The sequence below is a fragment of the Sorangium sp. So ce327 genome (genome assembly GCF_051530205.1).
Lineage (GTDB): Bacteria > Myxococcota_A > Polyangia > Polyangiales > Polyangiaceae > Sorangium > Sorangium cellulosum_B.
On the sequence record NZ_CP150330.1, the window covers coordinates 9795380 to 9822190 of the forward strand.

At 68.3% G+C, this 26811-nt stretch carries 22 protein-coding genes; 12 read left to right on the forward strand and 10 right to left on the reverse strand.

Features of this window, described 5'->3' with window-relative positions; genetic code table 11:
• Window positions 1-644: 644 nt before the first annotated feature.
• The 6 genes from WME95_RS36715 to WME95_RS36740 all read left to right on the forward strand — a co-directional run bounded on the left by WME95_RS36715 (window position 645) and on the right by WME95_RS36740 (window position 9130).
• On the forward strand, window positions 645-3062 hold the full coding sequence (locus WME95_RS36715; RefSeq protein ID WP_437903980.1) for a type VI secretion system Vgr family protein: 2418 nt from the start codon (window positions 645-647) through the stop codon (window positions 3060-3062).
• An 82-nt stretch (window positions 3063-3144) separates the two neighbouring features.
• Window positions 3145-6258, forward strand: a complete 3114-nt coding sequence (locus tag WME95_RS36720; protein ID WP_437903981.1) for a DUF2169 domain-containing protein — start codon at window positions 3145-3147, stop codon at window positions 6256-6258.
• A 168-nt stretch (window positions 6259-6426) separates the two neighbouring features.
• Window positions 6427-7518 carry a pentapeptide repeat-containing protein gene (locus WME95_RS36725; protein ID WP_437903982.1) on the forward strand — a complete coding sequence of 364 codons (1092 nt, stop codon included), beginning with the start codon at window positions 6427-6429 and terminating at the stop codon, window positions 7516-7518.
• 7 nt (window positions 7519-7525) lie between these two features.
• Window positions 7526-8176 carry a DUF3540 domain-containing protein gene (locus WME95_RS36730; RefSeq protein ID WP_437903983.1) on the forward strand — a complete coding sequence of 217 codons (651 nt, stop codon included), beginning with the start codon at window positions 7526-7528 and terminating at the stop codon, window positions 8174-8176.
• Between the two features lie 33 nt (window positions 8177-8209).
• Complete coding sequence (locus WME95_RS36735; protein WP_437911062.1) at window positions 8210-8566, forward strand: DUF4150 domain-containing protein; 357 nt, start codon at window positions 8210-8212, stop codon at window positions 8564-8566.
• A gap of 93 nt (window positions 8567-8659) precedes the next feature.
• Window positions 8660-9130 (forward strand): hypothetical protein, encoded by a 471-nt coding sequence (locus WME95_RS36740; protein WP_437903984.1) that lies wholly within the window; start codon window positions 8660-8662, stop codon window positions 9128-9130.
• Between the two features lie 77 nt (window positions 9131-9207).
• Here the strand turns inward: WME95_RS36740 and WME95_RS36745 are convergent, their stop codons facing one another.
• The 7 genes from WME95_RS36745 to WME95_RS36775 all read right to left on the reverse strand — a co-directional run bounded on the left by WME95_RS36745 (window position 9208) and on the right by WME95_RS36775 (window position 15947).
• A complete protein-coding gene (locus WME95_RS36745) occupies window positions 9208-10263 on the reverse strand; it encodes a glycosyltransferase family 4 protein (RefSeq protein ID WP_437903985.1) in 1056 nt (351 codons plus the stop codon).
• The gene (locus WME95_RS36750; protein WP_437903986.1) at window positions 10254-11120 is read right to left on the reverse strand and encodes a PIG-L deacetylase family protein; all 867 of its coding nucleotides are present in this window, start codon (window positions 11118-11120) and stop codon (window positions 10254-10256) included. Before WME95_RS36750 ends, WME95_RS36745 begins: the two co-directional genes overlap by 10 nt.
• A gap of 311 nt (window positions 11121-11431) precedes the next feature.
• Window positions 11432-12316 carry a beta-xylosidase gene (locus WME95_RS36755; RefSeq protein ID WP_437544435.1) on the reverse strand — a complete coding sequence of 295 codons (885 nt, stop codon included), beginning with the start codon at window positions 12314-12316 and terminating at the stop codon, window positions 11432-11434.
• Window positions 12313-13116, reverse strand: coding sequence for a TIGR04290 family methyltransferase (locus tag WME95_RS36760; RefSeq protein ID WP_437544437.1), 804 nt, complete (start codon window positions 13114-13116; stop codon window positions 12313-12315). Before WME95_RS36760 ends, WME95_RS36755 begins: the two co-directional genes overlap by 4 nt.
• Window positions 13117-13127: 11 nt before the next feature.
• Window positions 13128-13856, reverse strand: a complete 729-nt coding sequence (locus tag WME95_RS36765) for a sugar phosphate nucleotidyltransferase (RefSeq protein WP_437903987.1) — start codon at window positions 13854-13856, stop codon at window positions 13128-13130.
• Between the two features lie 40 nt (window positions 13857-13896).
• A complete protein-coding gene (locus WME95_RS36770) occupies window positions 13897-14967 on the reverse strand; it encodes a CgeB family protein (protein ID WP_437903988.1) in 1071 nt (356 codons plus the stop codon).
• Window positions 14964-15947, reverse strand: a complete 984-nt coding sequence (locus WME95_RS36775) for a DUF4202 family protein (RefSeq protein ID WP_437903989.1) — start codon at window positions 15945-15947, stop codon at window positions 14964-14966. The genes WME95_RS36770 and WME95_RS36775 overlap by 4 nt, the downstream gene beginning before the upstream one ends.
• A gap of 462 nt (window positions 15948-16409) precedes the next feature.
• Here WME95_RS36775 and WME95_RS36780 point away from each other — a divergent pair, with 462 nt between their 5' ends.
• From WME95_RS36780 to WME95_RS36790, 3 genes are all read left to right on the forward strand, one after another.
• Window positions 16410-17537 (forward strand): STAS domain-containing protein, encoded by a 1128-nt coding sequence (locus tag WME95_RS36780; protein WP_437911063.1) that lies wholly within the window; start codon window positions 16410-16412, stop codon window positions 17535-17537.
• Between the two features lie 246 nt (window positions 17538-17783).
• A complete protein-coding gene (locus WME95_RS36785) occupies window positions 17784-18587 on the forward strand; it encodes a calcium-binding protein (RefSeq protein WP_437903990.1) in 804 nt (267 codons plus the stop codon).
• Window positions 18588-18751: 164 nt separating this feature from the next.
• On the forward strand, window positions 18752-18904 hold the full coding sequence (locus WME95_RS36790; RefSeq protein WP_437903991.1) for a hypothetical protein: 153 nt from the start codon (window positions 18752-18754) through the stop codon (window positions 18902-18904).
• Between the two features lie 232 nt (window positions 18905-19136).
• Here the strand turns inward: WME95_RS36790 and WME95_RS36795 are convergent, their stop codons facing one another.
• A complete protein-coding gene (locus WME95_RS36795) occupies window positions 19137-20384 on the reverse strand; it encodes a LuxR C-terminal-related transcriptional regulator (RefSeq protein WP_437903992.1) in 1248 nt (415 codons plus the stop codon).
• Window positions 20385-20839: 455 nt separating this feature from the next.
• On the opposite strand from WME95_RS36795, the gene WME95_RS36800 reads away from it, so the two are divergent.
• Together WME95_RS36800 and WME95_RS36805 are read left to right on the forward strand one after the other, a co-directional pair.
• Complete coding sequence (locus WME95_RS36800) at window positions 20840-23326, forward strand: arylsulfatase (RefSeq protein WP_437903993.1); 2487 nt, start codon at window positions 20840-20842, stop codon at window positions 23324-23326.
• A gap of 383 nt (window positions 23327-23709) precedes the next feature.
• A complete protein-coding gene (locus WME95_RS36805) occupies window positions 23710-24171 on the forward strand; it encodes a macro domain-containing protein (RefSeq protein ID WP_437903994.1) in 462 nt (153 codons plus the stop codon).
• A 54-nt stretch (window positions 24172-24225) separates the two neighbouring features.
• Here the strand turns inward: WME95_RS36805 and WME95_RS36810 are convergent, their stop codons facing one another.
• A complete protein-coding gene (locus tag WME95_RS36810) occupies window positions 24226-24456 on the reverse strand; it encodes a VF530 family DNA-binding protein (protein ID WP_437852379.1) in 231 nt (76 codons plus the stop codon).
• Window positions 24457-24589: 133 nt separating this feature from the next.
• Window positions 24590-25036, reverse strand: coding sequence for a DUF2147 domain-containing protein (locus WME95_RS36815; RefSeq protein ID WP_437903995.1), 447 nt, complete (start codon window positions 25034-25036; stop codon window positions 24590-24592).
• Window positions 25037-25746: 710 nt separating this feature from the next.
• Here WME95_RS36815 and WME95_RS36820 point away from each other — a divergent pair.
• Window positions 25747-26787 (forward strand): MerR family transcriptional regulator, encoded by a 1041-nt coding sequence (locus WME95_RS36820; protein ID WP_437903996.1) that lies wholly within the window; start codon window positions 25747-25749, stop codon window positions 26785-26787.
• The last annotated feature ends 24 nt before the right edge of the window (window positions 26788-26811 follow it).

Here is a 26811-nt window from a genome sequence, read left to right on the forward strand (position 1 = left end):
CTGCTGCTTGTGGAGCAGGCTCGCGCTGAGCGCCGAGTCGAACGACCCATCGAGCCCGCCACCCTGGAGTCCGCCGGATGAAAATCGTCAAGCCCATGCGCCTCGGGGTGGTGCCGAGGGTCTTCATGAACCAGCGCAGTCCGCACCTCCTGGTCACCACCTGCGTCAGCTTCTCCTATGACCGACCGGCCCGCCTGCTCTATGAGCCGTCGGCCTGGAAAAATGCACACGGTGCAAACCACCCCGCTGCTCGGGCACTACCTGTCGGCGCAGGCGCCGGGGTCGGTGTCGCGCACACAGCGGGCAGCGCGGTGGCTCATCCCGTTCCGCGTCGGCTACGACGCCGTCGCGCTGGCGCTCTTCGCTGACGACGCTCGCAGGGCGACCGCTCATTCGAACGTAGAGCGGGCGGTCCGGCGCTCCCGGGGGCGAGCAGGCGCAAAGCACCGCCGACCGACGGCGAGGAATGATCGGCGCAAACAGGAAGTCGTCCAGCGGATGACATCAGGTGCAACGCGTCCGTCACCCCAACGCCATCGAAAGACAACGACAAGCAGGTAACTCGCCACACAATCGACACAAATTCCGTCTACACTCGTCAGCGCGTCTTTGCTTGCCGCCGTTTCACACCCGTGAGGCTCGCCATGCCCGACAATTTCGTCGTCCAATCAAGCGCCCTGCCCTCTTCCACCAAGCTCGTAGCTTTTCATGGCATCGAGGGCATTTCGAAGCCCTATCGCTTCGAGCTCTACCTGGTGATGACGAACGACGCCGGCCAGAGCTTTGATATGGCCGCGGCGGTGGGGCAGCCGGTGAGCATCTCCCTGGAGCGGAGCGACGGCGGGGAGCCCTTCCTTCGAAGCGGCGTCCTCGGCAGCATCGAGCTCATCAACGAATTCGTCGGCCGGTCCGTCTTCCGGGCCACCATGGTCCCGCGCCTCGCCTTGCTCGCCATGTCGTTTCACAGCCGTGTCTTCACGGTGCAGGCCATCCCGGAGATCATTCAAGCCGTCCTTCAAAAGGGCGGCGTCACGGACTCCGCCCTCCAGCTCCAGGGCTCCTACGCCGCCGAAGAGCATATCTGTCAGTACCGCGAGACCGACTACGCCTTCATCACCCGGTGGATGGAGCGCGAAGGCATCTATTATTACTTCGAGCACGGGGAGGGCGGCGAGACGCTGGTGCTGGTCGATAACAAGTCGGCCCATCAGCCCCACGGCGGCAAGCCCATTCGTTATTTCCCGCAGCCGGGCGGCGCCAACACCGCGAAGGACACCTTCCACGCCTTCACCTGCCGGCATGAAGCCATGCCCGGCACGGTCCGCCTCAAGGACTACAACTACGCCACGCCGGCCGTGCCGGTCACCGGGCAGGCGTCGGTCAGCCCCAAGGGCGTCGGCGAGGTCAGCGTGTACGGCGCGCGGTTCTTCTCGTCGGGCGACGGGGCGCGGCTGGCGCGGATCAAGGCCGAGAGCCTCGCCGCGACCGGCGTCGTGTACCAGGCGATGGGCAAGGCAGCGACGGTGGTCCCTGGGTTCACCTTCGAGATCGAGGACCACCCGCGGGCCGCGTTCAACACGAAGTACCTGGCCATCGAGGTCGAGCACTGGTCCAACCAGGCCCCGGACATGCCCGAGCTCCGCGACTTCACGACGTGGACCGAGAACTACCGCATGGAGGCCAAGGCCATCCCCACGACGACGCAGTTCCGCGCGCCGCAGGTCACCGAGTGGCCGCGCATCTACGGCACCGAGATCGCGCTCGTCGAGGGCGCGGCGGTCAGCGAGTACGCGCAGATCGACAGCCATGGCCGCTACCGGATCAAGTTCCTCTTCGACGAGAGCGACCTGAGCGGTGGGAAGGCGTCGACCTGGGTCCGGATGCTCCAGCCCCATGGCGGCGGCATCGAGGGCTTCCACTTCCCGCTGCGCGCCGGCGTCGAGGTCATGTGCGCCTTCGAGGGGGGCGATCCCGACCGGCCGGCCATCGTCGGCGTCGCGCCCAACGCGCTCACGCCGAGCCCGGTCACGTCGGGGAACAACACGCGGAACGTGATCCAGACGGGCGGGCGGAACCGGCTCGAGCTCGAAGACCAGGCCGGGCAGGAGCGGGTCACGCTGTCGACGCCTTATGACAACACCTACCTCCGGATGGGGGCGCCCAACGGCGGCGCGTCGTACGAGGTCAAGTCGCAAGGCCACGCTTATGTGTGGATCGGAGGCAGCTCCGAGAACATCGTGACTGGCAACCGAACGGCCATCACCGTGGGCATCTCCGAGAGCGTGATCGGGGGCTTCAGCCTGAGCGCCGTCGGGGGATACGCCGGGAGCTTCATCGCTGGATACTCACAGAACGTGATCCTGGGCTATCGCCACACGACCATCCTCGGCAATGAGAAGACGATCCTCCGCGGCAACCGAAAGACCACCATCACGAGGAATCGGAGCACGAAGATCGGGGGCGACGACACGTTCATGCTCGTGGGCGATCGCGTCGCGACCATCAGGGGCAACAGCAGCTTGCGCGTCTTCGGGAGGCGTAGCACCAATATCCAGGGCCGCGACAAGAGCACTTTCTTCAACGGGCGAGAGACGACGATCCACGTGTCGAGCCAGACGACGGTCAACGGCACCAGCGAGGTCGATATCAACGGCACGCGACGTGCCGACATCCGCGGTCATGCCACCGGCAACTTTTACGCAGGGCGATCGACGACGGTTCACGCGGGGGGAGTCAAGAAGACGATCAGGGGTGGTACCACCGCCGAGGTCTTTGGCCCAATCAAACACACGCTTCACGGGCCGAAGCAAAGCACTGTGAATGGCCCCGCCGAAAGCACCATCACCGGGCTCTACAAAACCACCATCGGGTCGCGCATCGAGATCATCAAGGGGACCAAGACCGAGAGGATCAACGGGCTGGCATACAAATATGCCCCCAAAGAGATAAAGAAAGTGACGTTCGCCGAGGTCAACGCGAAGGGGCTCAAGCACAGCGTCGAGCTGTATCGCATTCAATACCAGCTCGGCTTCCACAGGGGGCAGCTGCACCTCATCCAGTAATTCACCTGCTGCTCGCGGAGCAGGCTCGCGCTGAGCGCCGAGCCGAACGACCCATCGAGCCCGCCACCCTGGAGTCCGTCGGATGAAAATCGTCAAGCCCATGCGCCTCGGGTTGGTGCCCAGGGTCTTCATGCACCAGCGCACCCCGCACCTCGTGGTCACCACCTTCGTCGGCTTCTCTTACGACCGGCCGGCCCGGCTGCTCTATGAGCCCACGGTCTGGAAGATGGCCATGGAGGAGCTCGGCGAGGACGGCCTGCTCGACGAGTTCAACCCCAAGACCCGGGGTGAGCTCCTCGTCACGGGCCGCTGCTATCCGCCGGGGCGCATCGCCCGCCCCGCGAGCTCGGTCCGCGTCCAGCTCGGACCCATCAACAAGAGCCTCTACGTCATCGGCGACCGGACGTGGGGGATGCTCGGCATGTCGGATCCGGCGCCCTTCACCGAGATGCCCGTCACCTGGCGAAACGCCTTTGGCGGGAAGGATTTCGCCAAGAACCCGCTGGGCAAAGGCCACGGCGACAAAAACGCGGCGCTCCCCAACATCGAGTCGCCCAAGCACCTCATCCACGCGCGCAGCGACTGCCCGATGCCCGCCGGCCTCGACGGCTACGACCTGACGTGGCCCCAGCGGTTCTCCAAGATCGGCACCTACGACGCAACGTGGCGCGACGAGTGTTTCCCTGGTTTTGCGCGGGATCTGGACCCGACGCTGTTCAACATGGCCCCGGAAGACCAGCAGATCGACGGGGTTTTCCGGGGCGACGAGACCTTCGTGGTCGAGAACATGCACCCCGACAAGCCTCGGATCGAAGGCGCCCTCCCCGGGGTTGCAAGTCGATGCTTCGTCGTCCTCAAGACGAGCGACGGTGTGGAGATCCACGAGCCCGCGATGAAGCTCGACACAGTGCGTCTGTTCCCGCACCGCGAGCGAGGGGTCGTCCTCTTCCGCGGCGGCATCGAGATCTCCGAGGACGACGCAGACGACGTGGTGGCGGTGCTGGTCGCCTGCGAAGCCATGGGTGCTCCCAGGCCCGTCGCCTATTACCACGATTACCTGATCCCCCGGCTTGGCCCTCTGAGCAACGATCTCCCGGATGACCAGGACGACACGCTCATGCCCGAGCCCGAGGATCCGGAGGCGCCGCCGCTGCCCGATGACACGCTCTCCGGGCTCGCGTCGAAGCTCAGGAGAGAGGGGTTTCTGGGAGGCACTCCGGCTCGATCCGTCAAGCGCGCGGCTGCAGTCGCGGCCGGCGCCGGTGTCGTCACCGCCGGTGTCCACGGAGCGAGAGCAGCGGAGGACCCCGACGTCGAGGCGGCCGAGGCCGAGCTCGAGGGGGACCAGGACGTCGAGGCGACCGAGGCCGAGCTCGCCGAAATGGGGACCGACTCCGAGTACCTCGTCGCCACGGCCGACGAGGACGAGGCGGAGCTAGCCACGGACTTCCCGGAGGGCACGGAGACGGAGGAAGAGGAGAGCCCCGCGTGGTCCCAGGCGGACACAGGGGTGGACCACGAGGCGGACCCGGAGGCGCTCGCGTTTGCAGCCTCGGCGACGACGCCCCCCCTGGAAGACGACCCCGAGGAGGCCGAAGCGCTTCGCGCGCAGGAAGCGCTCACGGAATGGGGCAAGAAGCAGCTGCGAGACCACGGCATCGATCCAGAGGCGCACCTCGCCCAGGAAGAGCCCTCCGACGACCTCGCGTCCCTCGATGACCCGGAAGCATCCGAAGAGGCCGTGGTCCGCCTGGTCGAGGGCAGGCTCGGCAGCGGGCTGACGGCGCACGGGGTCGACGTCGGTGCCCTGTTGGCGAGGGCGCGTCAGAACGCCGCCGAGGGCCCGAGCGAGATCAGGATGTCGGAGGTCCGCGAGCGCATGCGGCAGTCGCTGACCAGCGAGGGCTTCACGCCGGAGAAGACCGAAGAGCTGGTGTCGTCGCTGGATTGGCAAGCCTTCGAGGACGAGACCCAGGCCGCCGCTGACGAGGACCTCGACGACACATTCCACCTCCACGACGAGGCGCCCGAGGCTGCCCACGCGCTGCCAGAGGACGAGGCCTGGGGCGGTGAAGCCGCGGACGATGAGGGCTTCGCGTCTGCGGAGGATCTGGACGACAGGGCTTCGTCTTTCGCCGAGCTGGGCGAAGACGGGCCGCGGCTCGCGCACCTCCTGGCGGCCTCCGCGCCCCTCGACAGCGAAGAATCCCTGCGACTTCGCCGCGACGTGGAGGCCGGGCACAAGGAGGGGCGGAGCTTCGCGGGGTGCGACCTCACGGGCGCCGACCTCTCTCACCTCGACCTCGAGGGGATCGACCTCGAGGGCGCCATGCTCGAGTCGGCCTTTCTCACCGGGAGCATCCTGCGAAAGGCGAAGCTCACAGGAGCCGTCCTGGCGCGAGCCAACCTGGAGGCCGCGGATCTCTCGGAGGCCAGGCTCAACGGAGCCAATTTTGGCTCGGCGTGCCTGCGGGACGTGAAGGCCACGGGAGGCGTCGATTTCGGCGAGGCCGTGCTCGTCAAGGCGGACCTCTGGGGAGCGGATCTGTCCGGCGCCAATCTCTCGCGCGCCGACCTCTCCGAGGCCAATTTCTGCGACACCAACCTGGAGAACGTCGTCGCGGAAGAGGCGATGTTCCAGCAGGTGGACCTCACGGGAGCGCGCCTCGTGGGCGCGCGGCTCACGGGGTGCACCTTCAACGAGGTGAATGTGACCGAGGTCGATTTCACCGGCGTCGACCTGAGCTCCGCCACGTTCATCGCCGCGCAAGGCGACCGCGCCGTCTTCCGGAACGTGATGGCAAAGGACCTCACGAGCGTGATGGGCTCGTCCTTCGCCGGCGCGGACTTCTCCGGCGCGACGCTCGCCGGCGCGAACCTGATGGGGACGAGCCTCGCCGGCAGCGACCTCTCCGACGCCGACCTGCGCGGCGCGCTGCTCAACGAGGCCGACCTGACAGAGGCGAGCCTCGATCGCGCGAACCTCGCCGACGCCATGCTCACCCGCGCCAACCTCACCAGGGCGTCGCTCTACGCCGCCGACCTGAGGCAGAGCATCATGAACCATGCGTGCGTCCAGGGGGCCAACTTCGAGAAAGCCAACCTGTTCAGCGCGTGCGCCGATCGAATGGTTGGAGATGACGACACGAGCTTTGCCGGCGCCAACCTCAAGCGACTCAGGGTAATACCGGCCTAGAGCGACAACCGGTTTTGAAACCACGAGAAAAAGCAGGAATTTCACAGGGAGGCGGGGAGGCGGGGAGAGAGAGGGCAAGAGAAAAAATTCATTTTTCTTCCTCCCCGCCTCCCCGCCTCCCTGTGAAAATTCTCCGGGTTTCAACGTGATAGGAGTTCCAGAGGGAGCATGGACAGGGAAGCGCTGTGCAAGCTGATCGAACAAGAAGAGGTCATTTCGGAGCTGGATCTGTCGGGCTTCGACCTGTCCGGGCTCGACCTCTCCGGCGGGATCTTCGAAGACGTCCGCTTCACCAACGCCAACCTCACCGGCGTCAAGGTGCGCGAGGCGATCTTTCACCGCTGTGACCTCGCGGGAGCCAACCTGAAGGGGCTGGATTTTCACCTTGGCACGGCCATGGACTGCACGCTCGCGGGGGCGGTGCTCACCGACGCCTCGCTGGTTGGAGCGAGCGTCTCGGCCGTGGACCTCGAATCGGCCGATCTGACCGGAGCCGACCTCTCGTCGGCCACCATCGACCATGCCCAGCTCAAGAACGCCCGACTGGTCCGTGCCAACCTGACCGACGGCACCCTGTTCGGCGTCACGCTCGAGGGCACGGACTTCTCTCAGGCCAACCTGACCAGGGCTGTCTTGTTCCGTCAGGACCTGTCCCAGGCCATTCTCACGGGGACTACCCTCGTGGAAGCGATCCTGATCGAGGTGCGGATGGGGCCCAGGGACTTCCGGCGGATGGACCTCAGCAGAACGCAATTTACCAGCGCCGACCTGCAGGGTTGCGACTTTTCAGGGGCCACGCTGACGCAATGCGGCTTCAAGGGCGCCAACTTGACCGGGGCTCGACTGGACGGCGCCGTCGCCCGGCTGGCCGACTTCGTCGAAGCGACCCTGATGAACGCGAGCCTCACCCAGGCCGACCTGAGCCAGGCGCTCTTCGTCGACGCGCGCGCGGGCGCCACGAACCTCTCGGGAGCGCGGCTCGAGATGAGCGTCTGGCACCGGGCGAGCTGCCCGGGTGCCCGCTTCTGCCGGGCAGACCTGAGCCATGCAGATTTCTCCCACGCCGACGTGTCCTTCGCCGACTTTTCCGACGCGACGCTGTCGCGCGCGCGGCTGCACCGCGTGACGGACAAGGGCACGATCTGGCCGCCGGGCAAGGCGCTGGCGCACGGAGACGACCAGGAGCTCAAGGAAGCAGAAGACTGGCAGGCCAACGTCCTTGGGAGGCCTGCCGGCAGTCAACGCACCCCTCACTCATGAGGAAACCATGCAGAGCGCAGCAAGAGCGAGACAAACCCAGCGGGAAGCCCACGGCGAACACGGCGCGGTGCTCCGCGTCGATGGCTCCGCGTACATCGTCGAGACCGAGAGCGGCGAGGTCCGCGCGAAGCGCGCGACGAGCTGCCTGCTGGAGCCCGCCGCCGGCGACATGGTGCTCCTCACGGCCGTGAACAGCACGCATTACATCCTCGCCGTTCTGGAGCGGGAGGAAGGCGCGCCCTTACACCTCGTCTCCGAAGGAGATCTCCAGATTCGTCTGCGGCGCGGCTCGCTGGGCATCGCGGCGCCCGACGGTGTCCACGTGGCCGCCGGCAAGGACCTCTCGATGGCCGCGTCGACCTTCCGTGTCCAGGCCAAGGAGGGGCACGTCGCGCTGGAGCTGTTCACGCTCCTCAGCAAGATGGCCCGCGGGGAGGTCGACCGGGCCAAGCTGATCGGCCGGAGCCTCGACTCGGCGCTCGAGCGGCTGTCGCAGCGGGTGAAGCGCTCCTACCGCATCGTGGAAGAGGCGGACCATGTGCGCGCCGAGCGCATCGACTATGCGGCCAAGGGCAACCTCGTCATCCACAGCGAGAACGCCAAGATCACCGCGTGCCACGTCGTGAAGATCGACGCCGATCAGATCCAGGTAGGGTGACCGAACATGTTTGCAATCACATCGCGCGGCGGAATGGACTTTGGCATCCCGGACGTCTGCCGTCTTCCGACGATGGTCCCCGTCCCATTTCCAAACTTTGCGGCGAAGCCCATGGGGACGTCCCCCGCGTACAAAGTGCGCATCGGGCCCGCTCCCGCCCATACGCTGGCGACCACCATTCCGATCACCTCCGGCGACAACCCTGGGCTCCTCGGCGGCGTGATCTCCGGCCGCAACATGGGCCCCGCGAGGCGTCTCCGATTCTCTCGCAACACGTTGTGGCAGGGAAAACCGGCGGTGGTGCTCAGCGCGAACGGCCTCGGGAACCAGATCAACACGAACTCGACGACCATTGTCCCGAGCCAGACCAAGGTCCTGATCCTCAAGTGACGGCCGCTCGGTCATCCGCGAGAGCCGCCCGCGAGAGCCGCCCGCGAGAGCGCCCGAGATCCCGCCCTGTTCTGACCGCTGAGGGACACCCACGTGGCCATCGATGAAACTACCCGCATCCGCCTGGGGATCATTCAAAAGAAATACGGCGATCGCCTGGCCCGGAGCACGAACGGCTCCAACACGCCGGATCGGCGCCAGGTGTTCATCGATGAATTCCGGCGGATCCTGGCCGACATCTTCGTTCCCACGTTCGAGGCCATCGGCCGTGAGCTCGCCTCGTCAGGCCACGCTTACCGGATCGAGCAGGACGTGGGCGAGAAGACCCCCAGCATCGAGTTTCACCTCCTGCTCCGGGGCGTGCCGGCGAAGGCGAACAACCTGATCCGCCTCTTCTACAGCGCCGAGGCCGCGGGCGACGGAGAGGTCATCGCCGAGGTCAACGTCTACCAGACCCTGACCGAGCTCACGCGGTTCCGGGTGCTGGCTCGGGTCACCCGAGAGGTCGCGGAGCAGATGTGCGTGGACGCCATCGAGCACGTCTTCGCCTGCAACGCTCGCTGAGAGGCCTTTGCGATCCCGCGGCGCGGCCGCTGGCCGAGAGCGTCGCCCTCCATCCCCCAGCACGGCGACCCGGCGCTTCACCCTTCGCGCAGGATCCGGCGGTACGTCTCGAGGTACGCCGCCGCCGTCGCCGCCGCCGAGAAGCGCTCCTCGGCGGCGCGACGGCAGGCCGCCGGGTCGAGCCGGTCGACCCTCGCCATCGCGTCGGCCATCTCCGCAACGCCGTCCACGAGAAACCCCGTCCGGCCGTGCTCGACGATCTCCGGCAGCGCGCCGGCGCCGCGCAGCGCGATCACCGGCGTGCCCGAGGCCAGCGCCTCCAGGGCCACGAGCGAGCTGGTCTCCTGCACGAGGCTGGGGACGAGCAGGCACCGCGCCGCCGCGAGCAGGCGGCGCTTCCGGGCGAGGCCCACCGGGCCAAGGAGGCGCCGCACAGGCCCGGGCCCGCGCAGCATCGGCAGCAGGACCTCCTGGAGATACCGCGTGTGCTCCTCGTACCCGAACGCCTGGCCGGCGAGGAGCAGCGGCACGCCGGCGCGGACCGAGGCCTCCACGGCGACGTGATAGCCCTTCTCCGGGCAGATCCGGCCCAGCGCAAGGGCGAAGCCGCGCTTGTACCGCCTCGGCCGGTAGTGCTCCAGCCGGACGCCGTTCGGGATCTCGGGCAGGAGCCGCGCCCCCGGCGGACAGGCGCGCCGCTGCGTGGCGGAGACGCAGTGGAGGAACGTCCTCGGCCGCTCGAGACCGAACACCGCAGGCGAATAGAAGCTCGGCGGGAGATGGAGGGTCGCGAGCACCGGCACGCCCGGCTCGGGCAGATAGCGATCGAAATCGACGCCGTGCAGGTGGACGAGGTCGATCGGATACCTGTCCAGGGCCCGGGCGACGGCGCTCCGGTGGTGGCTCCAGGCCCGCTCCCTGGCCGCCTCGTCGAGGACCGCGCCCGGCGGGGGCGCCGGCGTGGCGACCAGCGTCCCCGCGCACGCGGAGCCCTCCGGGGCGACAACGATCGACCGGTGGCCGCCGCGCGAGAGCGCCTCGTCGAGCATCGAGAGGACCTGCTCGGCGCCGCCGACGGCGTCCGGACCCACGGGCGCGAGCGGATAACCGACGAGCAGGACCGTCAGAGGCACAGCTCGCGCTCGAGGCCGAGCAGCGTGAGCGTCTTCGCCGCGAGCCGCCGCCAGCGCGCGCCGTCGATCGGGAAGCCGAGGCGCTCGTAGTGGAGCGGGCCATCGTGCGGCTGCCTGCGGAAATCGTACGCGGGCGCCGGCCGGAAGCGCTCGACCTCCGCGCCGAACGGGGCGAGCACCTCCCGCTGGCTGGCGAAGCAGGCCAGCATGGCGCGCTTCCGCGACGCCTCGATGTCCGAGAGCCGGAGCGCGATCTCGGGGACGCCGGGGTGCGCGATGAACTCGCCGGTGAGGAGGCGGCCGCGCGCGGCGTGGTACGACGCCGCCTCGAAGATCAGCGGCGCGGTGACGCCGTTCCAGAGGGCGAGCACCGCCGCCGCGTGGACGATGAGCGCCGCCGCGTCGTGATCGGGGTGGCCGCCCTCGTAGGGGTGGGTGAACACCACCTCGGGCCGCGTCCGGGCGAACAGCTCGACGAGCCGCCGGGCGAGGCTCGGCGCCTCCTCGATCGCCTCCTGGTCGACCGCGCCGAGGCACCTGAGCCGCCCCGCGGGCACGTTGCCGGCCGACATGGCGCGGGTCACCTCCTCGCGCCGGAGCGCGGCGTAGCGCTCGCGCCCGATGCCGGCGAGGCCCGCGGGCACGAAGCGCTCGTCGCGCGGCGCCCCGTCGGTCACGTGGACCACCTCGATCGGGCTGAGCCGGCCGATCCGCGCGCCGAGCCCGATGGTCTCGTCGTCCGGATGGGCGAGCACGACGAGACAGCGCGGCGCCCGGCCCGACGAGAGCCACGAGAACGGCGGCCACGCGAGCTCCTGGGCGGAGGGGCCCTGACGGCGGAGCACGGCGAGGTTCACGACGGCACCTCCACGCGCCCGCGGCGCAGCTCGGCCCGCGGCTCCGGTCGCCTCCCCGGGATGCCGCGGTGCTCCTCGGGTCTCTTCTTTCGCTTCGGCGTGCTCGCGACGTGGGACATGAGCCACCTGGAGCGCATGCGGCCAGGTCGTCCTGGCGCAAAACGCAGCGATCCCCACACTACCAAACGGCGACGCGGCGCGCCAGACGGCGCGCAAAGCGCGGACTGACGGGCAGACGCGTACCCGCCCCTCGCCTCTTTGCGCTCTTTGCGCTCTTTGCGCACGTTACGCACGTTACGCACGGCGTCGTCTCATGCGTAGCGCCGCGTCATCCGGGCGCAGAAGTCGGCGAACTCCTCGATCCGCTGCGGAGGGCTCGTGTGGTGGGGCCGGAGGCCGGCGTGCTCCGGGGTGAAGCAGTAGGTCAGGGTCACCTCGAACGGCTCGAGCGCCTTCATCTGCCGGTCGAACCAGGCTTCCGCGCCGGGGCGGAAGCTGTCGGCCCAGCTGAGGCCCGTGCGGAGGTGGCGCACCCCGAGCTCCTTCAGCCACGCCACCGCGTCGTCGAGCCGGTGGTCCTCGAAGTGGAACCACTGGCACAGACCGAATTCAGGGGTGTACTCCGGGAAGAGCCGGAGCGCGCGCTTGGGCGTCCCGTCCTCGCGGAGCAGGCCCATGTAGAAATGCCGGTAATACGACGAGCCCTCGGCCTCGCGGTGCCGGGTCGTCGCCGGCCACGCGCGCGGCAGATCATAGAGGCTGTACCAGTGGATCCGCTCGACCTTGCCGCGGAGCAGCTCGGCGCTCCGCCGGAGACCGAACTCCTGCACCTCCTCGGCGCCGAACGTGGAGACGCCGATCTCGGTGATCCAGAGCGGCCTGTCGGTCACCACGCGGATCTCCTCGAGCTTGGCGGGCCACTCGTGGATCTGCCAGTGATTCCAGTCGAGAGGGAAGCCGTGCACCGCGACCACGTCGACGTGCTCGAGCACGCCCTGCCGCCCCATGTTGGCGATGAACCCCGGATCGATCGGCGAGATGCCGCCCAGCACGCGCAGCAGCCAGTGGCGCTCGCTCCGGATCGCGTCCGCGGCGAGCTTCACCATGGTTCCATACGTCGTCCACTCGGGATCGATCTCGAAATCCCAGTGCGACCTGTTGTTGGGCTCGTTCCAGAGCATCACCGCCTCGATCACGCCTGCTCTCCCTTCACGAAAGCTCGCCTCGCCGGGTAGACGGCGCCAGGCGGACGACCGGCGGCCCTCTCGCGCCGGCGGCAGAGGTAGACCTCGGGCTCGGGGTGGTTCACGATCTCGAAGCCGGCGCTCCGCAGCATCGCCTCCGCGCAAGCCCGGTTGGGCACCCACCAGTTGGTCGGGTCGTGCGCATAGCTGTGCTCCACGAAATGGAGCCTGGGATAACCGGCCTCGTCGAAGATCTCCTCCTCGGAGAAGGGGAAATCTTCCTCCAGCGGCGCCACGTCCGCGCTGCCGCGCTGCATGCTCTGGAAGATCAGCGTGTGTCCGACCACGTGCTCGTGGAGCAGATCGAGCGCCAGGAGCGGGTGGCGGAGGTGGTACAGGACACCCAGGAAGAGCACGAGATCGAAGCGCTCTCCGAGGCTGCCGACGTCGTACACGGAGAGGTTCCGGAACTCGATGTCTGCCCCGGAGACCTCCGCGGCGAAGCGCGCCTGCGCCAGGTAGTCGTCGTCGCTGTCGATCCCGAGGACGCGCGCCGCCCCGCGCCGCTTCATCTCGAGCGAGTAGAAGCCGGCGTTGCAGCCGATGTCGAGGACCGTCTTGCCCGTGAGATCCGCCGGGACGGCGTCGGCGAAGCCCCTCCATTTGAACGCGGGGTAATCGCCGAGGAAATGGTCGGGCGCCGTCTTCACCCCGCGGAGATCGAGGTTGTGGAACCACGGCCCGAGCCCGCGCACGCGCTCCTGGATCTGCTCCCGCGTCCACTTCGCCGCTCCCTCGACGCACCTCTCCATGGCTCCTCCCTTCACGCGGCGGCGCGGCTGAGGAGCTGGATGGCTTCGTGGTAGCCGTGCAGCGTCCCCACGTCGACATAGGCCTCTCCGGCCCGCACGGCGCGCGCGCTGCCGCCGCGGGCGAGGTACTCGTTCACCAGGGTCCCGATGTACGGGTCCTCCCGCCCGCGCTCGCGCCAGAGGTCATGGAGCTCCTGCATCACCGCCCCCGTGAGCCTGAAGGCGCCCCAGACCCACCGCGAGCGCGCGTTGCGCTGCTTGACCTGGATCTCGAGCACCCGGCCCTCCTCGTCGGTGACGACCGCATCGAAGAGCTCTGGATGCTCGACCGGAAAGAGCAGGAACGAGAGCCCCCCGCCGCCGAGCGAGCAGAGCCCGTGCTCCGGGAACCACACCGTGTCGGGGAGCCCCACGAGGACGTCCTCCTCCGGCCCGATCCAGGGGAGCGACCGGAAGATGGCGTCGCAGAGCCCGGCGGCGGCCGGCTGCACCACATAACAGATGTGCGCCGGGCCGACGCTCGCGCCGTAGTACTCGACGATATCCGACTTGCCCGGCGAGATCACCATGCACAGCCGGGTCGCGCCGGCGAGCACCATCCGGTCGATGAGGTACTCGCTGACCGCGCGCGGCCGCTCCACGTCGCCGTCCAGGCGCGTCCCCACCGGGAGCAGCTCCTTCGAGAACGCGAGCGGCTGGATCCTGCTGCCCAGACCCGCCGCCGGAATCACTCCCCACATCGCGCCGTCCCTCCGTTCGATGAGCCGACCTCGGCTCCGTTCAATGAGCCGAGACCGACCCGAGAATGGCCACGAGCTCCGCCGCGCGGCGCGCGGCGCTGTGCTCCGCGAGCACCCGCTCCCGCGCCGCGCGGGCGATGGCCGCGAGCTCGCCCTCCGGGAGCGAGAGCGCCGCGACCGCCTCGTCCGTTGTCGCCGCCACGAGGATCTCGCTCCCCGGCGTGAAGAACCGGTCGAGCCCCTCCCACCCGTCGCTCAGGATGGGTGTCCCGCAGGCGGCGGCCTCGAAGAGCCTGCCGGAAGGGCAATAGCCCATCGCCGCCATCGCCCCCCGCGTCACGTTGAGCGTCAGCCGCGAGGAGCAATAAAACGCCGGGTGATCCGGCGGGGCCACGTGACGATGGTAATAGACGTTCTGCGCCCACGGGAAGTCCTCGGGGTAGAGCGAGCCCCCGATGACGAACCGCTTCTCGGGCAGCCTCCTCGCCGCCTCGAGGAAGAGGCGGGAGAGCGCCGCCTGCCGGTCGGCGGCGTACGTGCCGAGGTACGAGAGATCCCCGCGGAAGCCGTCCCGCGGCGGGACCGGGCGGTGCACAGCCGGGTCCGCGCTGCCGTAGAGCGGGAACACCCGCCGGGCGCCGAGCTTCGCCTGGAGCTGATCGAGCGCCGCTCCGCCCGTGTAGCTGAGCACGCAGTCGAAATCGACGAGGCCTCGCGGGCCGATGTAGCCGACCGGCTGTCCGGCCTGGATGCGATCCAGCGTCACCGGCGTGTCGAGATCGTAGAAGACCTTGAGCGCGCTGGACTCGAGGACAACGTCGGTCGCGGGGCCGCCGTCGGGGCAGTATGACGTGACCATCGCCGCGTCGGCCTCACGGACGGCGCGCCTGGCCTCGGGGAGGACGTCCTCGAACGAGGTGTAGAGCCGGAGCGTGTTGCCGTGCGAGAGCGCCGTCAGATCCCGGCGCGCGGCGTAATACGGGACGTCGCGCTCGAAGAAGGTGACGCGGTGCCCGGCCCGCCCGAGGGCGGAGACGACGCCGCGCCACAGCGTGGCGTGGCCGTTGCCCCAGGACGAGCTGATCGTCAGACCGAAGATGACGAGCCTCATGGCGGAGCGGACCTCCTCGATGCCTGCGTGTCCGGCGCCGGCGCCGGCGGCCTGCCCGGCTCGCCGGGGATCATCGCTTCCACCTCGGGGCGGCAGCGGATCCGCGGCAAGAGCGCCCTTGCCGCGGGCCGGAGTCGGCGGAGCGTGTACGCCACCTTGGCGCGGGTGTGCTCGGGCCCGTAGCAGTCGAGGAACCCGGCGCTGTTCAGCGAGAAGAACGAGAGCGCGTCAGCGTCGTTGAGCAGGGCGAGCTCGGCGTCTTCGCCCGGCCGCTCGTGCGACGCCACAAGGGCGCCGATCCGGTCGAGGACCTCGGGCGCGAGCCCGACACCGGCGAGCGCGGCGCGCGTCAGGGCGGCCCCGCGCCGCGCGTGCTCGTCCTTGAACGCCTGGTAGTCCGGGGCGCGGTGCTCCATCCGGACGTCCGCCTCGGAGACGAGCCGCTCCACGTCGTGGAAGAGCGCCGCCACCTGGACGGCGACGCCGGCGCGCGGCTCGAGGCGGAGCATCCATTGCCAGACGTCAATCGCATGATCGTGGTCGGCGCGGACGAGCGGCCTGTCGAGATCGTGGAGCTCCCGGTGCCGCCCGAGGACCCGGGCGAAGACCGCCGTCGCGGAGGCGAGGTTCCTCCTGCGGATGAAGCGCTGGCACCGTGTGAGAACCTCGTAGGCGGCGCGCGCGGCGCCCGCTCGCTCGATCCCCTCGATATGCAGGTCGAAGAGGCCGCCGGCGTCGAGCGCGTGCAGGTGGGTGTCGAGCGCCCACAGGTCGACCGCCGACGCGCGCCACGCGCGGGCGTCGACGACAGCGTGGAGCGCCCCCCCGGACGGGCCGGGCGCGCCGCTCTCCACCTCCACGCCAGGGAACTCCCTGGAGAGCGCCGCCCTGTCGGACGGGGAGAGGAGCGGCGTCCCGCGGATCGAGCGTCCATCGCTGCTCGAAGAGGGGCCGTCGATGAGGATGAGGCGCTTGAGCATGAGCGTGCGCTCTCCGGTCAGCCACCGGAATGGAGCTCGACACAGCTGCCGCGCGCGGCTGCCGCGGACGAACCGGGATCGCAGGTGGGGAACCTATCGCCGCGGTCCTCACCGCACCATCGCGGAAATTCCGTAGAGCAACGTCGGGAAAGAAATGAGCGCGAGACATGGGATCGCCGTAGCCGCGCCAGCCGCGGCCAGCTCTCCTCGACGGGCCGCCGCGAGCTCCGGCGTCCGCTCCGCGGCCGCCCTGCCACGACGGCCGTACCTGGTCCGCCTGCCCTGCCCGCGCGCCGGCCGGGGTCGCCCGGGCGTGGCCCACCGCCCCTGATACCACCTCTCCCGCTCACTGCCGTCTGCCCCCCTCTTGAGCACGAACACGTACGCCGAATTTACGAGGAGCATCACGCGGCTCACCGGCTTTTATTGCGCGCCGCAGCCCGATAAGCGAGTGTGGTGCCGATGCAGCTTGCGCAGCGCCTGGCCGGGCTTGAGGTGTCGGCCATCCCCGTGTGGGTCCTCGACGTGGACCGCTCGCGGGTCTGCTGGGTGAACGAGGCCGGCCTGGACCTGTGGCGGGCGCAGGATCGCGACGAGCTGTTCGCGCGCGATTTCTCGAAGGTGCCGGCGCCGATCCGGACGCGCATGCTGGCCCTCGCCGCGCAGGTGCGCGAGGGGGGCGTCGTGCGCGAGAGCTGGACCTTCTACCCGAGCGGGGTGCCGGTGACGGTGACGCTCCACTCCTCGAGCGTCGCGCTCGACGATGGGCGATTCGCGATCTTGAGCCAGGCGATTCCCACGGAGGGAGCGCCTGAGCCGGAGCTCGTCCGAGGCATCGAGGCGCTGCGCCACACCTCCGTGATGATCGCGTTCGTCGACCCGAGCGGAGACCTCCTGATGCAGAACCCGGCGGCGCTGCGGGCGTTCGGCCGCACCAGGACGTGGAGCGCCTGGCTGGGTGAGCCCGGCGAGGCGGTGGCGATGCTCCGGGCGGCGCTGGACGGCGACATCGTGACGCGAGAGATGCTCGTCCGCACCGTGGATGGGGAGCGCCTGCACGCGATCGAGGGGCGAGCGGTGCGTGATCCCGTGACGGGCGCCCTGGGAGTCTTGTTCCACCACACGGACGAGACGGCGCGGATAGGCGCCGAGCGCTCCGCCGAGGAGCGCGGCCGCCTGCTGGACGAGCTGAACGCGACGCTGGCGCTCGTCGAGCGGCAGCGCGGTGAGATCCTCGCCCTCTCCGCGCCCATCCTGGACGTGGGCGAGCGCGCGCTGGCGCTGCCGATCATCGGGGCGCTGAACCGAGAGCGGAGCGCGGAGATCGCGGCGCGGCTCCTGCCTGCGATCGCCGGCAGCGGGGTCGACCGCGTGATACTCGACATGACCGGCGCCGCGGCGCTCGACGACGCCGGCGCCAGGCACCTCATCGACATGGTACGCACCATCCGGCTGCTCGGCGCGTCCCCCATGATCACGGGCATCCAGCCCGCGCTGGCCCGCGCCCTCGTGGCGTCGGGCTTCGACGGGACGGGCATCACCCTCGTGGGCTCCATCGCCCAGGGCCTCTCGCGTTCCAGGAAGCGCTGAGCTGGAACCACCGTCGTGCTCCGGTCAGGCGTCCGGCGTCGTCCTGGCGCGCGCTTTCGGCCACCTGGCACACACGGGTCGAGGCTTGGCACAAAACGGCACCGAAGTCTTGTAACGTATCAATATTTCATCGCATTCAAGATGGTACAAAGCATGCTCTTCCGAGCCATCATGAAGATCGAGATGGCACAGCGAGCGGCTCGGGTTGGGGTGCTGGCGGCGTGTGCGTCCTTCGGAGGGGGATGCATGGCCGAGATCGTGGACGCGACCGATGAAGCGCAGGATGAAGTGAAAGAAGAGGAGACCTCCTGCTGGGCTGACTTCGGCCCCGAGGCGCCCGGCGAATGCGCCATCGGCGACGAGCGGGAATGTCCTGAGAAGGATCCCCATTCGGGGAGCGGGTTCTGCCGTGAAAAGTGCGTGAACATCGACGGCAAGGCCGTCTGGGGGCTCAGGACCACCTGGCGCGAGTGCCCCTTCGTTGAATCGGCCTGGCACATCGGAACATCGGTTGAATGTACCTGTTTCACGCCTCTCGTGCTCTCCTTCGACAATCGCCCGGTGGAGTTCACCGCCGAGGCGGGCGCCGCCTTCGATCTGACCGGCACCGGCGTGTGCCACGCGAGCGATTGGCCCACCTCGGCGACGCCCTGGCTCGCGCTCGATCGCGACGGCGACGGCGCCATCCAGGATGGAGGCGAGCTCTTCGGCTCGGCCACGCGGCTGGGGAGCGGGGGGTTCGCGAAGAACGGCTTCGAGGCGCTGCGGGAGCTCGACGCGGACAAGAGCGGCGTCTTCGACAGGCAGGATCCGGCGTTCGCCAGGGTGGTCGTGTGGTCGGATAAGAACCTCGACCGGAACAGCGCGCCGAGCGAGATCACGCCCATCGAGGCGCTCGGCGTGACGTCGATCGATCTCCGCGACTTCCGCGACATGCGCTGCGACGCGCGCGGCAATTGCGAGGGCGAGCGGAGCGCTTTTGCCTTCACGGACGCCACGGGCTCGGCGCGCCGGGGGACGGTGATCGATGTCTACATGTCTCGTCGATGAGCGCTGCGCGCTGTTCACCGCGGCAGCGAGCGACGAAACGACGAAGTCAGCGCCTTCGCGATTGAACCACATCTCGCCGGGTCCCACAAGCCGTACCAAGGTACGGGTGGTTGATCCCACCTCGTATCGCTAGCTTGCGCGTCACCGGAAAAGGAGTATCGCCGATGAAGCGCAAGACACCGCTCGTCCTCGTGTCCCTCTTCACGCTCCTGGGCGCGCAGTCCGTCACCATGCTCAACGAGTGTACCCCCACGCCGGCGGAGGACGACCGCCTGAGGAGCGGCCGGAGAACTCGGCCTGCCAGGCGGAGATCCTGAGCTGGGCACAGCAGAAGGGCGCGACCTGCGACTGAGGACAGGCGACTGCATCTCGCCCGCCGCCATCGAGGGCGGCATCGCGCTCCCGGGGGCGGCGCCGTCTTCTGCCAGGCGCGCGAGGCGCTCGGCGAGCTGCGCGCGGCGGCCGTCGAGGCGCTGAACGGGCTCGGTGGCGACTTCAGCCTCTGGGCAGCGTCACGGGTCGTCGCGCCGAGGAGACGTAGGTGTGAAGCTATCCACGTGCCTTTTGCAGCAGGATCCCGAGCTCCACCGCGGACCTCGCCCCCAGCTTGGCCATCACGCGCGCCCGGTGCTCCTTGACCGTCCGCTCGGAGATCCCGAGCTCCCCCGCGATCTGCTTGTTGAGCAGCCCCCGCGCGACGCCCTCGCAGACCTCGCGCTCCCGCGCGGACAGGAGCGCCATCCGCGCCGCGAGGGTGTCAGGCTCGATGGCGGCGGAAGGCGCCGCGCACCGGCTCGGCTCGGCCCCGCCGGGCGCCGTCCCAGCGGCGAGGAGACCGCGCCGGCGAGTCTCTTCCGGGCGCTCTCCGAACGCGCGCACGTACACCGACTCGAAGACCTCGCGCCCGGCGAAGCCGGCGGCGCGCGCGACGTGCAGCACGGCGAGGTGCGGCTCGGCAAGCAGCATCCGCTGCGCGCGGACCAGGCGCCGATCGCGAAGGAACGTTCCGAGCGAGGTCCCGCGGTGCGCGCGGAACGCCGCCTCGACCGAGCGGGCGCTCGTCCCGGCAACGGCGGCGACATCGATCGCGCTGATCGGCCCGGCGGCGTGCGCGTCCACGTACTCTTCGACCCGCCGGAGCACCGTCCGGCTCGACGGCGGCGTGGGCCGCTCCAACAGGTGAGCGAGGTTGTGAGGCTGCCCCATCAGCAGGGCGCGCGAGAGCGACTCAGTCAGCCCGGCGAACACCTGGGGGTGATCGATGTCCGTGCCGGCGTTGATCTCGGCGGCCATGAAGCGGCAGAGTCGCTCGACGTAGGATCCGCTTCCGGCGCGGGAGTCCAGCGAGAGCTGGAACTGGAAGTCCTCGCGGACGACCTCGCCGGTGATCGACTCGAGCTGGGAGCAAAGATAGCCTCGGTCGAAGCGCACCGTGATGACGTCCATCGCGCTGTCGTAGTTCACCTTCGAGCGGCCGTGAGCCGAGAAGATGGCTGGGCCGCCGCCGTGTCCCAGGGTCGCGCTGTCGCGTCCCAGCGCCGCGCGTCCGCTGCCGCGGACGGGAATGACGAGCATCGGCGCGTCCACCTGGGCGTCCAGGTAGATCGCGTCGCTGGTATGGTCCTGGACGAAGAGGATGGGGCCGAAGTCCACGGCGTGGGCGCGCCACTCGAAACCGCGCGGGAGCGCGGGGTCAACTTCCCCGTAAAGCCCCTCCCATATGGATACGGCGGTGTGGTGGTCGCGGGTGTGGATCTCGAACCGGCGGGGCACGTCCTCGTGAGTCGCGCGGGGCATGGGGGGTTCGCCTCCAGGATCGATCGCGGATCGGACGGCAGGAAACGTCAGCGCTGTCAGGAAAGCAAGCGCGCCCTGACGACGCAATCGTGGGATGACCTGCGGCGGGTAGTCGGACTGCGGGCCGGCCTGTCATTGCCAGGGCGGCGCGTGGTCCTGCACGACGCCGGCCGCGTGTCAGCGCCTCATGTGCCCCACGGACAGCGAGGCGCGTTTCACCCTGGACGGCACGGCGTGTCCGGAGCACGTCGGCCTCGAGTGCCCCGAGGCGCCCGGCTGCACCTCCGCGCGCTGCACGCGCGCTGAATCCGGGGACGGGAACAGCCTTGTGGCAATGCCTCCCGTTCCCCTGCTGAATCTCCCAAGCGCTCCCAGAGCCTCATCCAGTCTTACTTTGTACACGTTCCAATGATTGTGAATATTCCTTAACAACTTCCCATCGAAAGGAGTCACCCATGCCGTTGGATCGAGACCTTCTCAAGCGCGAAATCCTGCCGATTCCGGACCGGCCCTATGTCGGCCCGGTGATGTACAATGCCCAGGACCCAGCCTCCCACTTCCCGCCCATCGAGCCGATCAGACCGCCCTCGAAGGCCCCCAATGTGCTCCTCATCCTGCTCGACGACGTCGGCTTCGGCGCCGCGGAGCCCTTCGGGGGGGTCATTCAAACCCCGACAGCCAAGCGGCTCGCCGAAGGCGGACTCAGATTCACCCGTTTCCACACGACAGCCCTGTGCAGCCCGACGCGCGCCGCCTTGCTGACCGGCCGCAACCCCCACTCCGTCGGCATGGGTTGCATCACCGAGCTGTATACCGGCGCGCCCGGCTACACCTCGATGATCCCCAACACCGCCGCCTCGCTCGCCAAGATCCTCAGGTACAACGGCTACTCGACGGCTCACTTCGGCAAGTGCCACGAGGTGCCCGTCTGGGAAACCGGCCCATCGGGGCCCTTCGACCACTGGCCCACCTACATGGGCTTCGAGAAGTTCTATGGCTTCGTGGCAGGCGAAACCAACCAGTTCTACCCTACCCTCTACGATGGAACGACCTACATCGAGACGCCTCACGATGGGGACTACCACCTGACCACAGATCTGACAAACCAGACCATCAAGTGGATCGAGCAGCAGAAGGCCATGGCGCCGGACAAGCCCTTCTTCATCTATTTCGCTCCCGGCGCGACCCATGCGCCCCACCAGATCCCGGACGCCTGGCTTGATAAGTACAAGGACAACGAGGACTTCGCCAAGGGCTGGGACGAGCTGCGCGAGACGATCTGCAAAAAACAAAAATCGCTTGGCGTCATTCCAGAGAACGCGGAGGCGGCGGTCAACGAAGACGTTCCAAAGTGGGACGATGAGATGTTCGACGACATGAGGGATTCCCTGCGCCGCGAGATGGAGCTCTACGCCTCCTTCCTCCAGCAGACCGACGAGGAGGTCGGCAGGGTGATCAAGACGCTCGAGGACCTCCACCTCATGGAGAACACGCTGATCATTTACATCCTCGGCGACAACGGCGCTTCCGCCGAAGGCACCTTCATGGGCACCTTCAACGAGATGATCGGCTTCAATGGCATCCAGAAACCGCTCGATGAGCAAAAGACGATCATCAAGGACAACATAGACAAGTTCGGCACCAAGGAAGCGTACAATCACTACGCCATCGGCTGGGCCCAGGCCATGTGCACGCCGTACAAGTGGACCAAGCAAGTTGCCAGCTTCTTCGGCGGCACGCGCAACGGCATGATCGTCCATTGGCCAGGGAAAGACGGCGACGGGAAAGACCACATCGTCCGGGGCGACAGGGGGCTGCGCCACCAATTCACGTACGTGATCGATGTGCTTCCGACGATCCTCGAGGCGGCCGGATTGCCGGAGCCGTTGAGCGTCGACGGGGTGCTGCAGATGCCCATCGAGGGCACGAGCTTCCTCCGGACGTTCAAAGAGCAGAACGCGCCCGAGTTCCGCACGACCCAGTACTTCGAGATGTTTGGCAACCGTGGCATCTACCATAACGGCTGGACCGCCGTCACCCTCCACTCGAAGCCCTGGGACTTCGAATCCAATCCGGACTACGAAAAGGATACGTGGGAGCTCTACTACACGTACCCATGGGGCGAGGAGTCGCCGCATCAGGTGGACTGGACCCAGGCAAACAACCTCGCCCAGAGGGAGCCCGAAAGGCTAGCGCAGCTGAAGAACCTCTTCGAGATCACCGCGGCCCGATATAACGTCTTTCCCCTCAACGACGAAAAGACAGAGCGCCTGGAACAGGCGGCCCCCCCGGTCGGCACGAAGCAGAGGTACGTCGACGGCAGCTTCGTCTCCGACCCGTGCGTGATCAACAACTTCAACCGCTCGTTCACGATCACGGCAAAGATCGAGGGCCCCCACGGGGAAGCGCCGAACGGCGCGATTCTCGCCCGGGGCAACGACTTCGGCGGCTTTGGCCTCTATGTCAAAGATGGAAGGCTTACTTACGTCTACAACTACCTTGGGCTCGAACGCTACTACGTCCAAGCCGAATCTCTGCTGCTGCCTCTGTCCGAAGCGTACGAGGTCCGCATGAAGTTTACCTACACAGGCACGGATACGGGCGAGGGCGGCAGGGTGGAGCTCCTCATCAAGTGGCCCAGGGAGAACGAGTTCAAGCCTCTCACGCTGGTCGCGTTCCCGGCCGTCGGTGAGGATCCGCTCAACCATACACCGAAGGATTTGCCGCCGGGCCAACTCCTCAAGACCAATCCCATTATCTTCAACGTGGACGCCTTCCTGATGGTCGGCAAGAAGACGGGCGGCCCGTTGTGCCCCGACTTCGCAGGTAGCGGGAACAACCGCTTCCCCGGCAAGGTGCACTGGGCGGAGATCGAGCTGACGGGCGAACCCGCCAAGGTGAGCCCCGAACACAGATTGCACGCACTGGAGGCGATCCAGTGACACGTTGACCCGGCCGCCGGCCAGCGGCCCGCGGCTCCCCATGGCGAGCCGGTCGTCGGGCTCGACCTCGACATATCGCGCAGAGCGCCATCGATCGCGCGCGCGAACGATGGCGCCTGTTGAGCCACACCGTCCCCCGCCCTCGGGGATGAGGTGGCGGCCTGGGTCGTTCACAAGGCGATCGGTCGGCTGCTCGGGCTGGAGGAAGAGGCCGCGCGCTGGAGCGAGCACGAGCGGCTCGTACGGGGGTGCCGGTGCGGACGTACCGGGTCGGCCGGAACGGCGCGCTCGAGGCGGCGGGGGCATCGGCGGCTCCTCGCCTCGCGTTCGCGGGCCCGTCGGCATCTCACGAAACTGGCCGCGGCAGTGCTAGGGTGCCCCCCGTGCCGACGATCTTCACCAAGGGCGATCTCCTCAACACCCCCGATCTTCACGCGTACGCGCACGGCGTGAGCTGCGTGGGCACGATGGACACGGGGATCTCCGTGACCTTCAAGAAGCGCTGGCCGGGCCTGCTCCCGGCGTTCGAGCAGCGGAGCGCCGAGCGGAAGCTCCAGCTCGGGGAGGCCTTCATCTGGAGCGAGGGCGGCGACACGGTGTACACCCTCGCGATCCAGGAGAACGCGACGAAGAGGCCCTCGCTCGCCGCGCTCGAGCGCTCGCTCGCCGCGATGGTGGCGCACGCCGCCGGGGCGGGGATCGCGCGGATCGGCGTGCCGCGCATGGGCGCCGGCAAGACCGGCCTCGAATGGCTGCGCGTCAAGAGCATCCTCGTCAAGGTCGCCAACGACAAGCCGGTCACGCTCGTCGTCTACGAGCAGTTCGTGCGCGCCCCGGGCGTCTGACGAGACCGCGCCGCTCCCGGCTCCCGGTGCTCGGCGTGCGATCGAGCGGGCCGGTCACGGGCTGGGCTTGGCTTTGTCCCGCAGGTAGAGAGCCTCCACCTGCTGCCGGGCCCACGGGGTCCGTCGCAGGAAGTGCAGGCTCGATTTGATGCTGGGATCGTACTTGAAGCAGCGAATGTCGATCATGCGTCCGAGCTGCTCCCAGCCATGCTGCGCGACCAGGTGCTCGAGGATCATCTGGAGCGTGACGCCGTGAAGAGGGTTGTCGGGCTGGGACTGAGTCATATCGATGCTCGGGGGGCGATCGCCCCGGAGGGCCGGCGTGAGCCCGCGGTGTAGCACGTCGCGAGGCGGCCGCCGCACCCACGCCGCCCGCGCACGGCCCCCACGCGGCAGACGACCGGTGGATGAGGAGATCTTACTTCTTCAGCCAGGTCTGGGTCCTGCCGAGGAGGGAGATGCCCAAGAAGCCGCGCACCTTCAGCTTCTTCCCGCCCTCGATCGCCTCGAGCTTGCAGCTGTAGGTCTTGCCGTTGTTCGGATCCAGGATCGTACCGTCATCGTACTCGTCGTCATCGCGGACCATGTTCCAGATGATGACGAGCCCCAGAATGGGCTTGTTCTTGTAGGCGCCCTCACAGGCGGTACAGATCTTCGGCTTCCCTTTCTCGTCGAGCGGCTGCTTCAGGCTCACGATCTTGCCGAAGATCTTCCCGCCCTTCTCGTAAATCTCGACCACCGACTGCTCGACCCCCTGCTCATCGATCGTCCGCCACTGGCCGGTCACAGGGAGAGGATCCGCGAGCGCGAGCGAAGTGGCGAGGGAGCAACCCAGGGCGGCAAAAAGAGCCAAGAACCTCTTCATGTCGTCAGAACTCCTTTCATCGGTCTGCGAAGCCACGGCGCTCGGCCCTGGCGTGGTGCTTGATTCGCATGTCGGTGCGCGCCGCTGAGCGCGACATGCCTCGGAGGGGGGACGGGGCGCCGCGCCGTTTGTTCATCGGACCGGAGGGAGCGGCGGCGGGAGGCAGAGCTCTGGTCAGAGGGGGAGCCGAACGGTCGACATGGCTCCTCTCGCAGCAGCCCTGCGGCGCGGTGGACGTCATTTTTCCCCCGAGGGTACCGAGCGGGTTCGTGGAGCGCAACGGCGCCGTGCGGCGGCGCGCCGGAACGTCTGGTGACCAGAGAACGGTTGATTCCACGGGGCTGGATCCCGCCGCGGCCAAGCTACCCACGGCCCGCGCCTCGGCCGCCCGCGTCCGTCCGTGCTGGGCCGGTACGGTTCCGCCGACGGAGGCGGTCATGTAAGGTTCTCTAGGTCAACCAGCGCGTGCAGCGTGGCCGTACGTGATGAAGGGATTGTTCTGGGAGGAGTGAGCCACCTCACCCCCGAGAATCATCGTTCGGCGCCGATCCAGGGCCGGGCCATCGAGGCTGCGCGCTTCGCCAGCAGGCAGCGCGTGCTGGTCGGTCGGGTCGTGGGCCTGAACAACAACGAGCGCCCACCCCGGAGAAACCCGCTTGACCCTCTCGCGACGGGAGGGTCTAGGATCCCTTCAACTCGAGAGGAAAGGCATGTTTCTGAAGATTGGCGAGCTCGCCCGGCGCACCGGGCTGACCGTTCGCGCCTTGCGGCACTATGACGAGATTGGCCTGCTGGTGCCGTCCGGAAGGTCCACGGGTGGCTATCGCCTGTACGACCGGAGAGACGTCGCCCGGCTGTACCGCATCCAGGCGCTGCAGCGCCTCGATCTGTCGCTGGCTGACATACAAGATCTGCTCGACAACGAGGCCGGCGGGCTCTCGGAGGTGGTGGCCCGGCAGGTGGCGCAGCTCGACAGGGAAATCCTGCAAGCGTCCGCGTTGCGCACCCACCTGCTCGCCGTGCAGGGTCAACTGCAGGCCAACGAAGAGCCCGGCATCGACGACTGGCTCGTGGCGCTCGAAAGCATGGTCGCGGGCTCGAAGTACTTCAGCGAGGACGAGCAGCGCACGCTCAAAGCGCAGCGCGACGGTCTCACCAGCGCTGTGGCGCCCGAGCGCGCCGGATTGTCGGCGAGGCTGCACGAGCTGGTCGCGGCCGGCGCATCGCCCGAGAGCCCGCAGGCACAGGCGCTTGCGCGACGCTGGATCGAGCTGCTGCTCGAAGAAGCCGGCGGCGACGAAGGCCTGCTGATGAAGCTCTACTCCATGCACTGGAACGAGCCGGCGCTCCACGCGCTGACCGGCGTGGACCGCGCCGGCATCCGGTACATCTCGCATGCGATGGCCTTCGCGCGTCTTCAGCTCTACGCGCCCTACTGCAGCGCCGGCGACATGGCCACGCTGCGCCAGCACTACGTTGCGCAGACCGACGCATGGCCGCCGCTCATCGCCGAGCTTCGGCGACAGATGGCGGCAGACGCGCCCGCCGATGGCGCAGCCGTGCGCGCTCTCGCGCTGCGCTGGCAGGCGCTGTCGCTGGCCAAGGCCGGCGGCGACGCCGCGCTGGACGCGAAGCTGCGAGCCGCATTCCGCCACGACCCGGCCCTGCGCGCAGGCTCGGGCATCGACGCGGCGCTGGCCGACTATGTCGGGCGAGCCATCGCACGGCTCGGCGCCACATCGACCTCCTGAACGAATTGAATCCCGAAGGCCTCA

Bases quoted from the DNA above. Each gene is read 5' to 3' on its own strand.
- WME95_RS36715 (WP_437903980.1), top strand. From the start codon at position 645: ATGCCCGACAATTTCGTCGTCCAATCAAGCGCCCTGCCCTCTTCCACC.
- WME95_RS36720 (WP_437903981.1), top strand. From the start codon at position 3,145: ATGAAAATCGTCAAGCCCATGCGCCTCGGGTTGGTGCCCAGGGTCTTC.
- WME95_RS36725 (WP_437903982.1), top strand. From the start codon at position 6,427: ATGGACAGGGAAGCGCTGTGCAAGCTGATCGAACAAGAAGAGGTCATT.
- WME95_RS36730 (WP_437903983.1), top strand. From the start codon at position 7,526: ATGCAGAGCGCAGCAAGAGCGAGACAAACCCAGCGGGAAGCCCACGGC.
- WME95_RS36735 (WP_437911062.1), top strand. From the start codon at position 8,210: ATGGACTTTGGCATCCCGGACGTCTGCCGTCTTCCGACGATGGTCCCC.
- WME95_RS36760 (WP_437544437.1), bottom strand. From the start codon at position 13,116: ATGGAGAGGTGCGTCGAGGGAGCGGCGAAGTGGACGCGGGAGCAGATC.
- WME95_RS36765 (WP_437903987.1), bottom strand. From the start codon at position 13,856: ATGTGGGGAGTGATTCCGGCGGCGGGTCTGGGCAGCAGGATCCAGCCG.
- WME95_RS36770 (WP_437903988.1), bottom strand. From the start codon at position 14,967: ATGAGGCTCGTCATCTTCGGTCTGACGATCAGCTCGTCCTGGGGCAAC.
- WME95_RS36775 (WP_437903989.1), bottom strand. From the start codon at position 15,947: ATGCTCAAGCGCCTCATCCTCATCGACGGCCCCTCTTCGAGCAGCGAT.
- WME95_RS36780 (WP_437911063.1), top strand. From the start codon at position 16,410: ATGCAGCTTGCGCAGCGCCTGGCCGGGCTTGAGGTGTCGGCCATCCCC.
- WME95_RS36785 (WP_437903990.1), top strand. From the start codon at position 17,784: ATGGCCGAGATCGTGGACGCGACCGATGAAGCGCAGGATGAAGTGAAA.
- WME95_RS36790 (WP_437903991.1), top strand. From the start codon at position 18,752: ATGAAGCGCAAGACACCGCTCGTCCTCGTGTCCCTCTTCACGCTCCTG.
- WME95_RS36795 (WP_437903992.1), bottom strand. From the start codon at position 20,384: ATGCCCCGCGCGACTCACGAGGACGTGCCCCGCCGGTTCGAGATCCAC.
- WME95_RS36800 (WP_437903993.1), top strand. From the start codon at position 20,840: ATGCCGTTGGATCGAGACCTTCTCAAGCGCGAAATCCTGCCGATTCCG.
- WME95_RS36810 (WP_437852379.1), bottom strand. From the start codon at position 24,456: ATGACTCAGTCCCAGCCCGACAACCCTCTTCACGGCGTCACGCTCCAG.
- WME95_RS36815 (WP_437903995.1), bottom strand. From the start codon at position 25,036: ATGAAGAGGTTCTTGGCTCTTTTTGCCGCCCTGGGTTGCTCCCTCGCC.
- WME95_RS36820 (WP_437903996.1), top strand. From the start codon at position 25,747: ATGTTTCTGAAGATTGGCGAGCTCGCCCGGCGCACCGGGCTGACCGTT.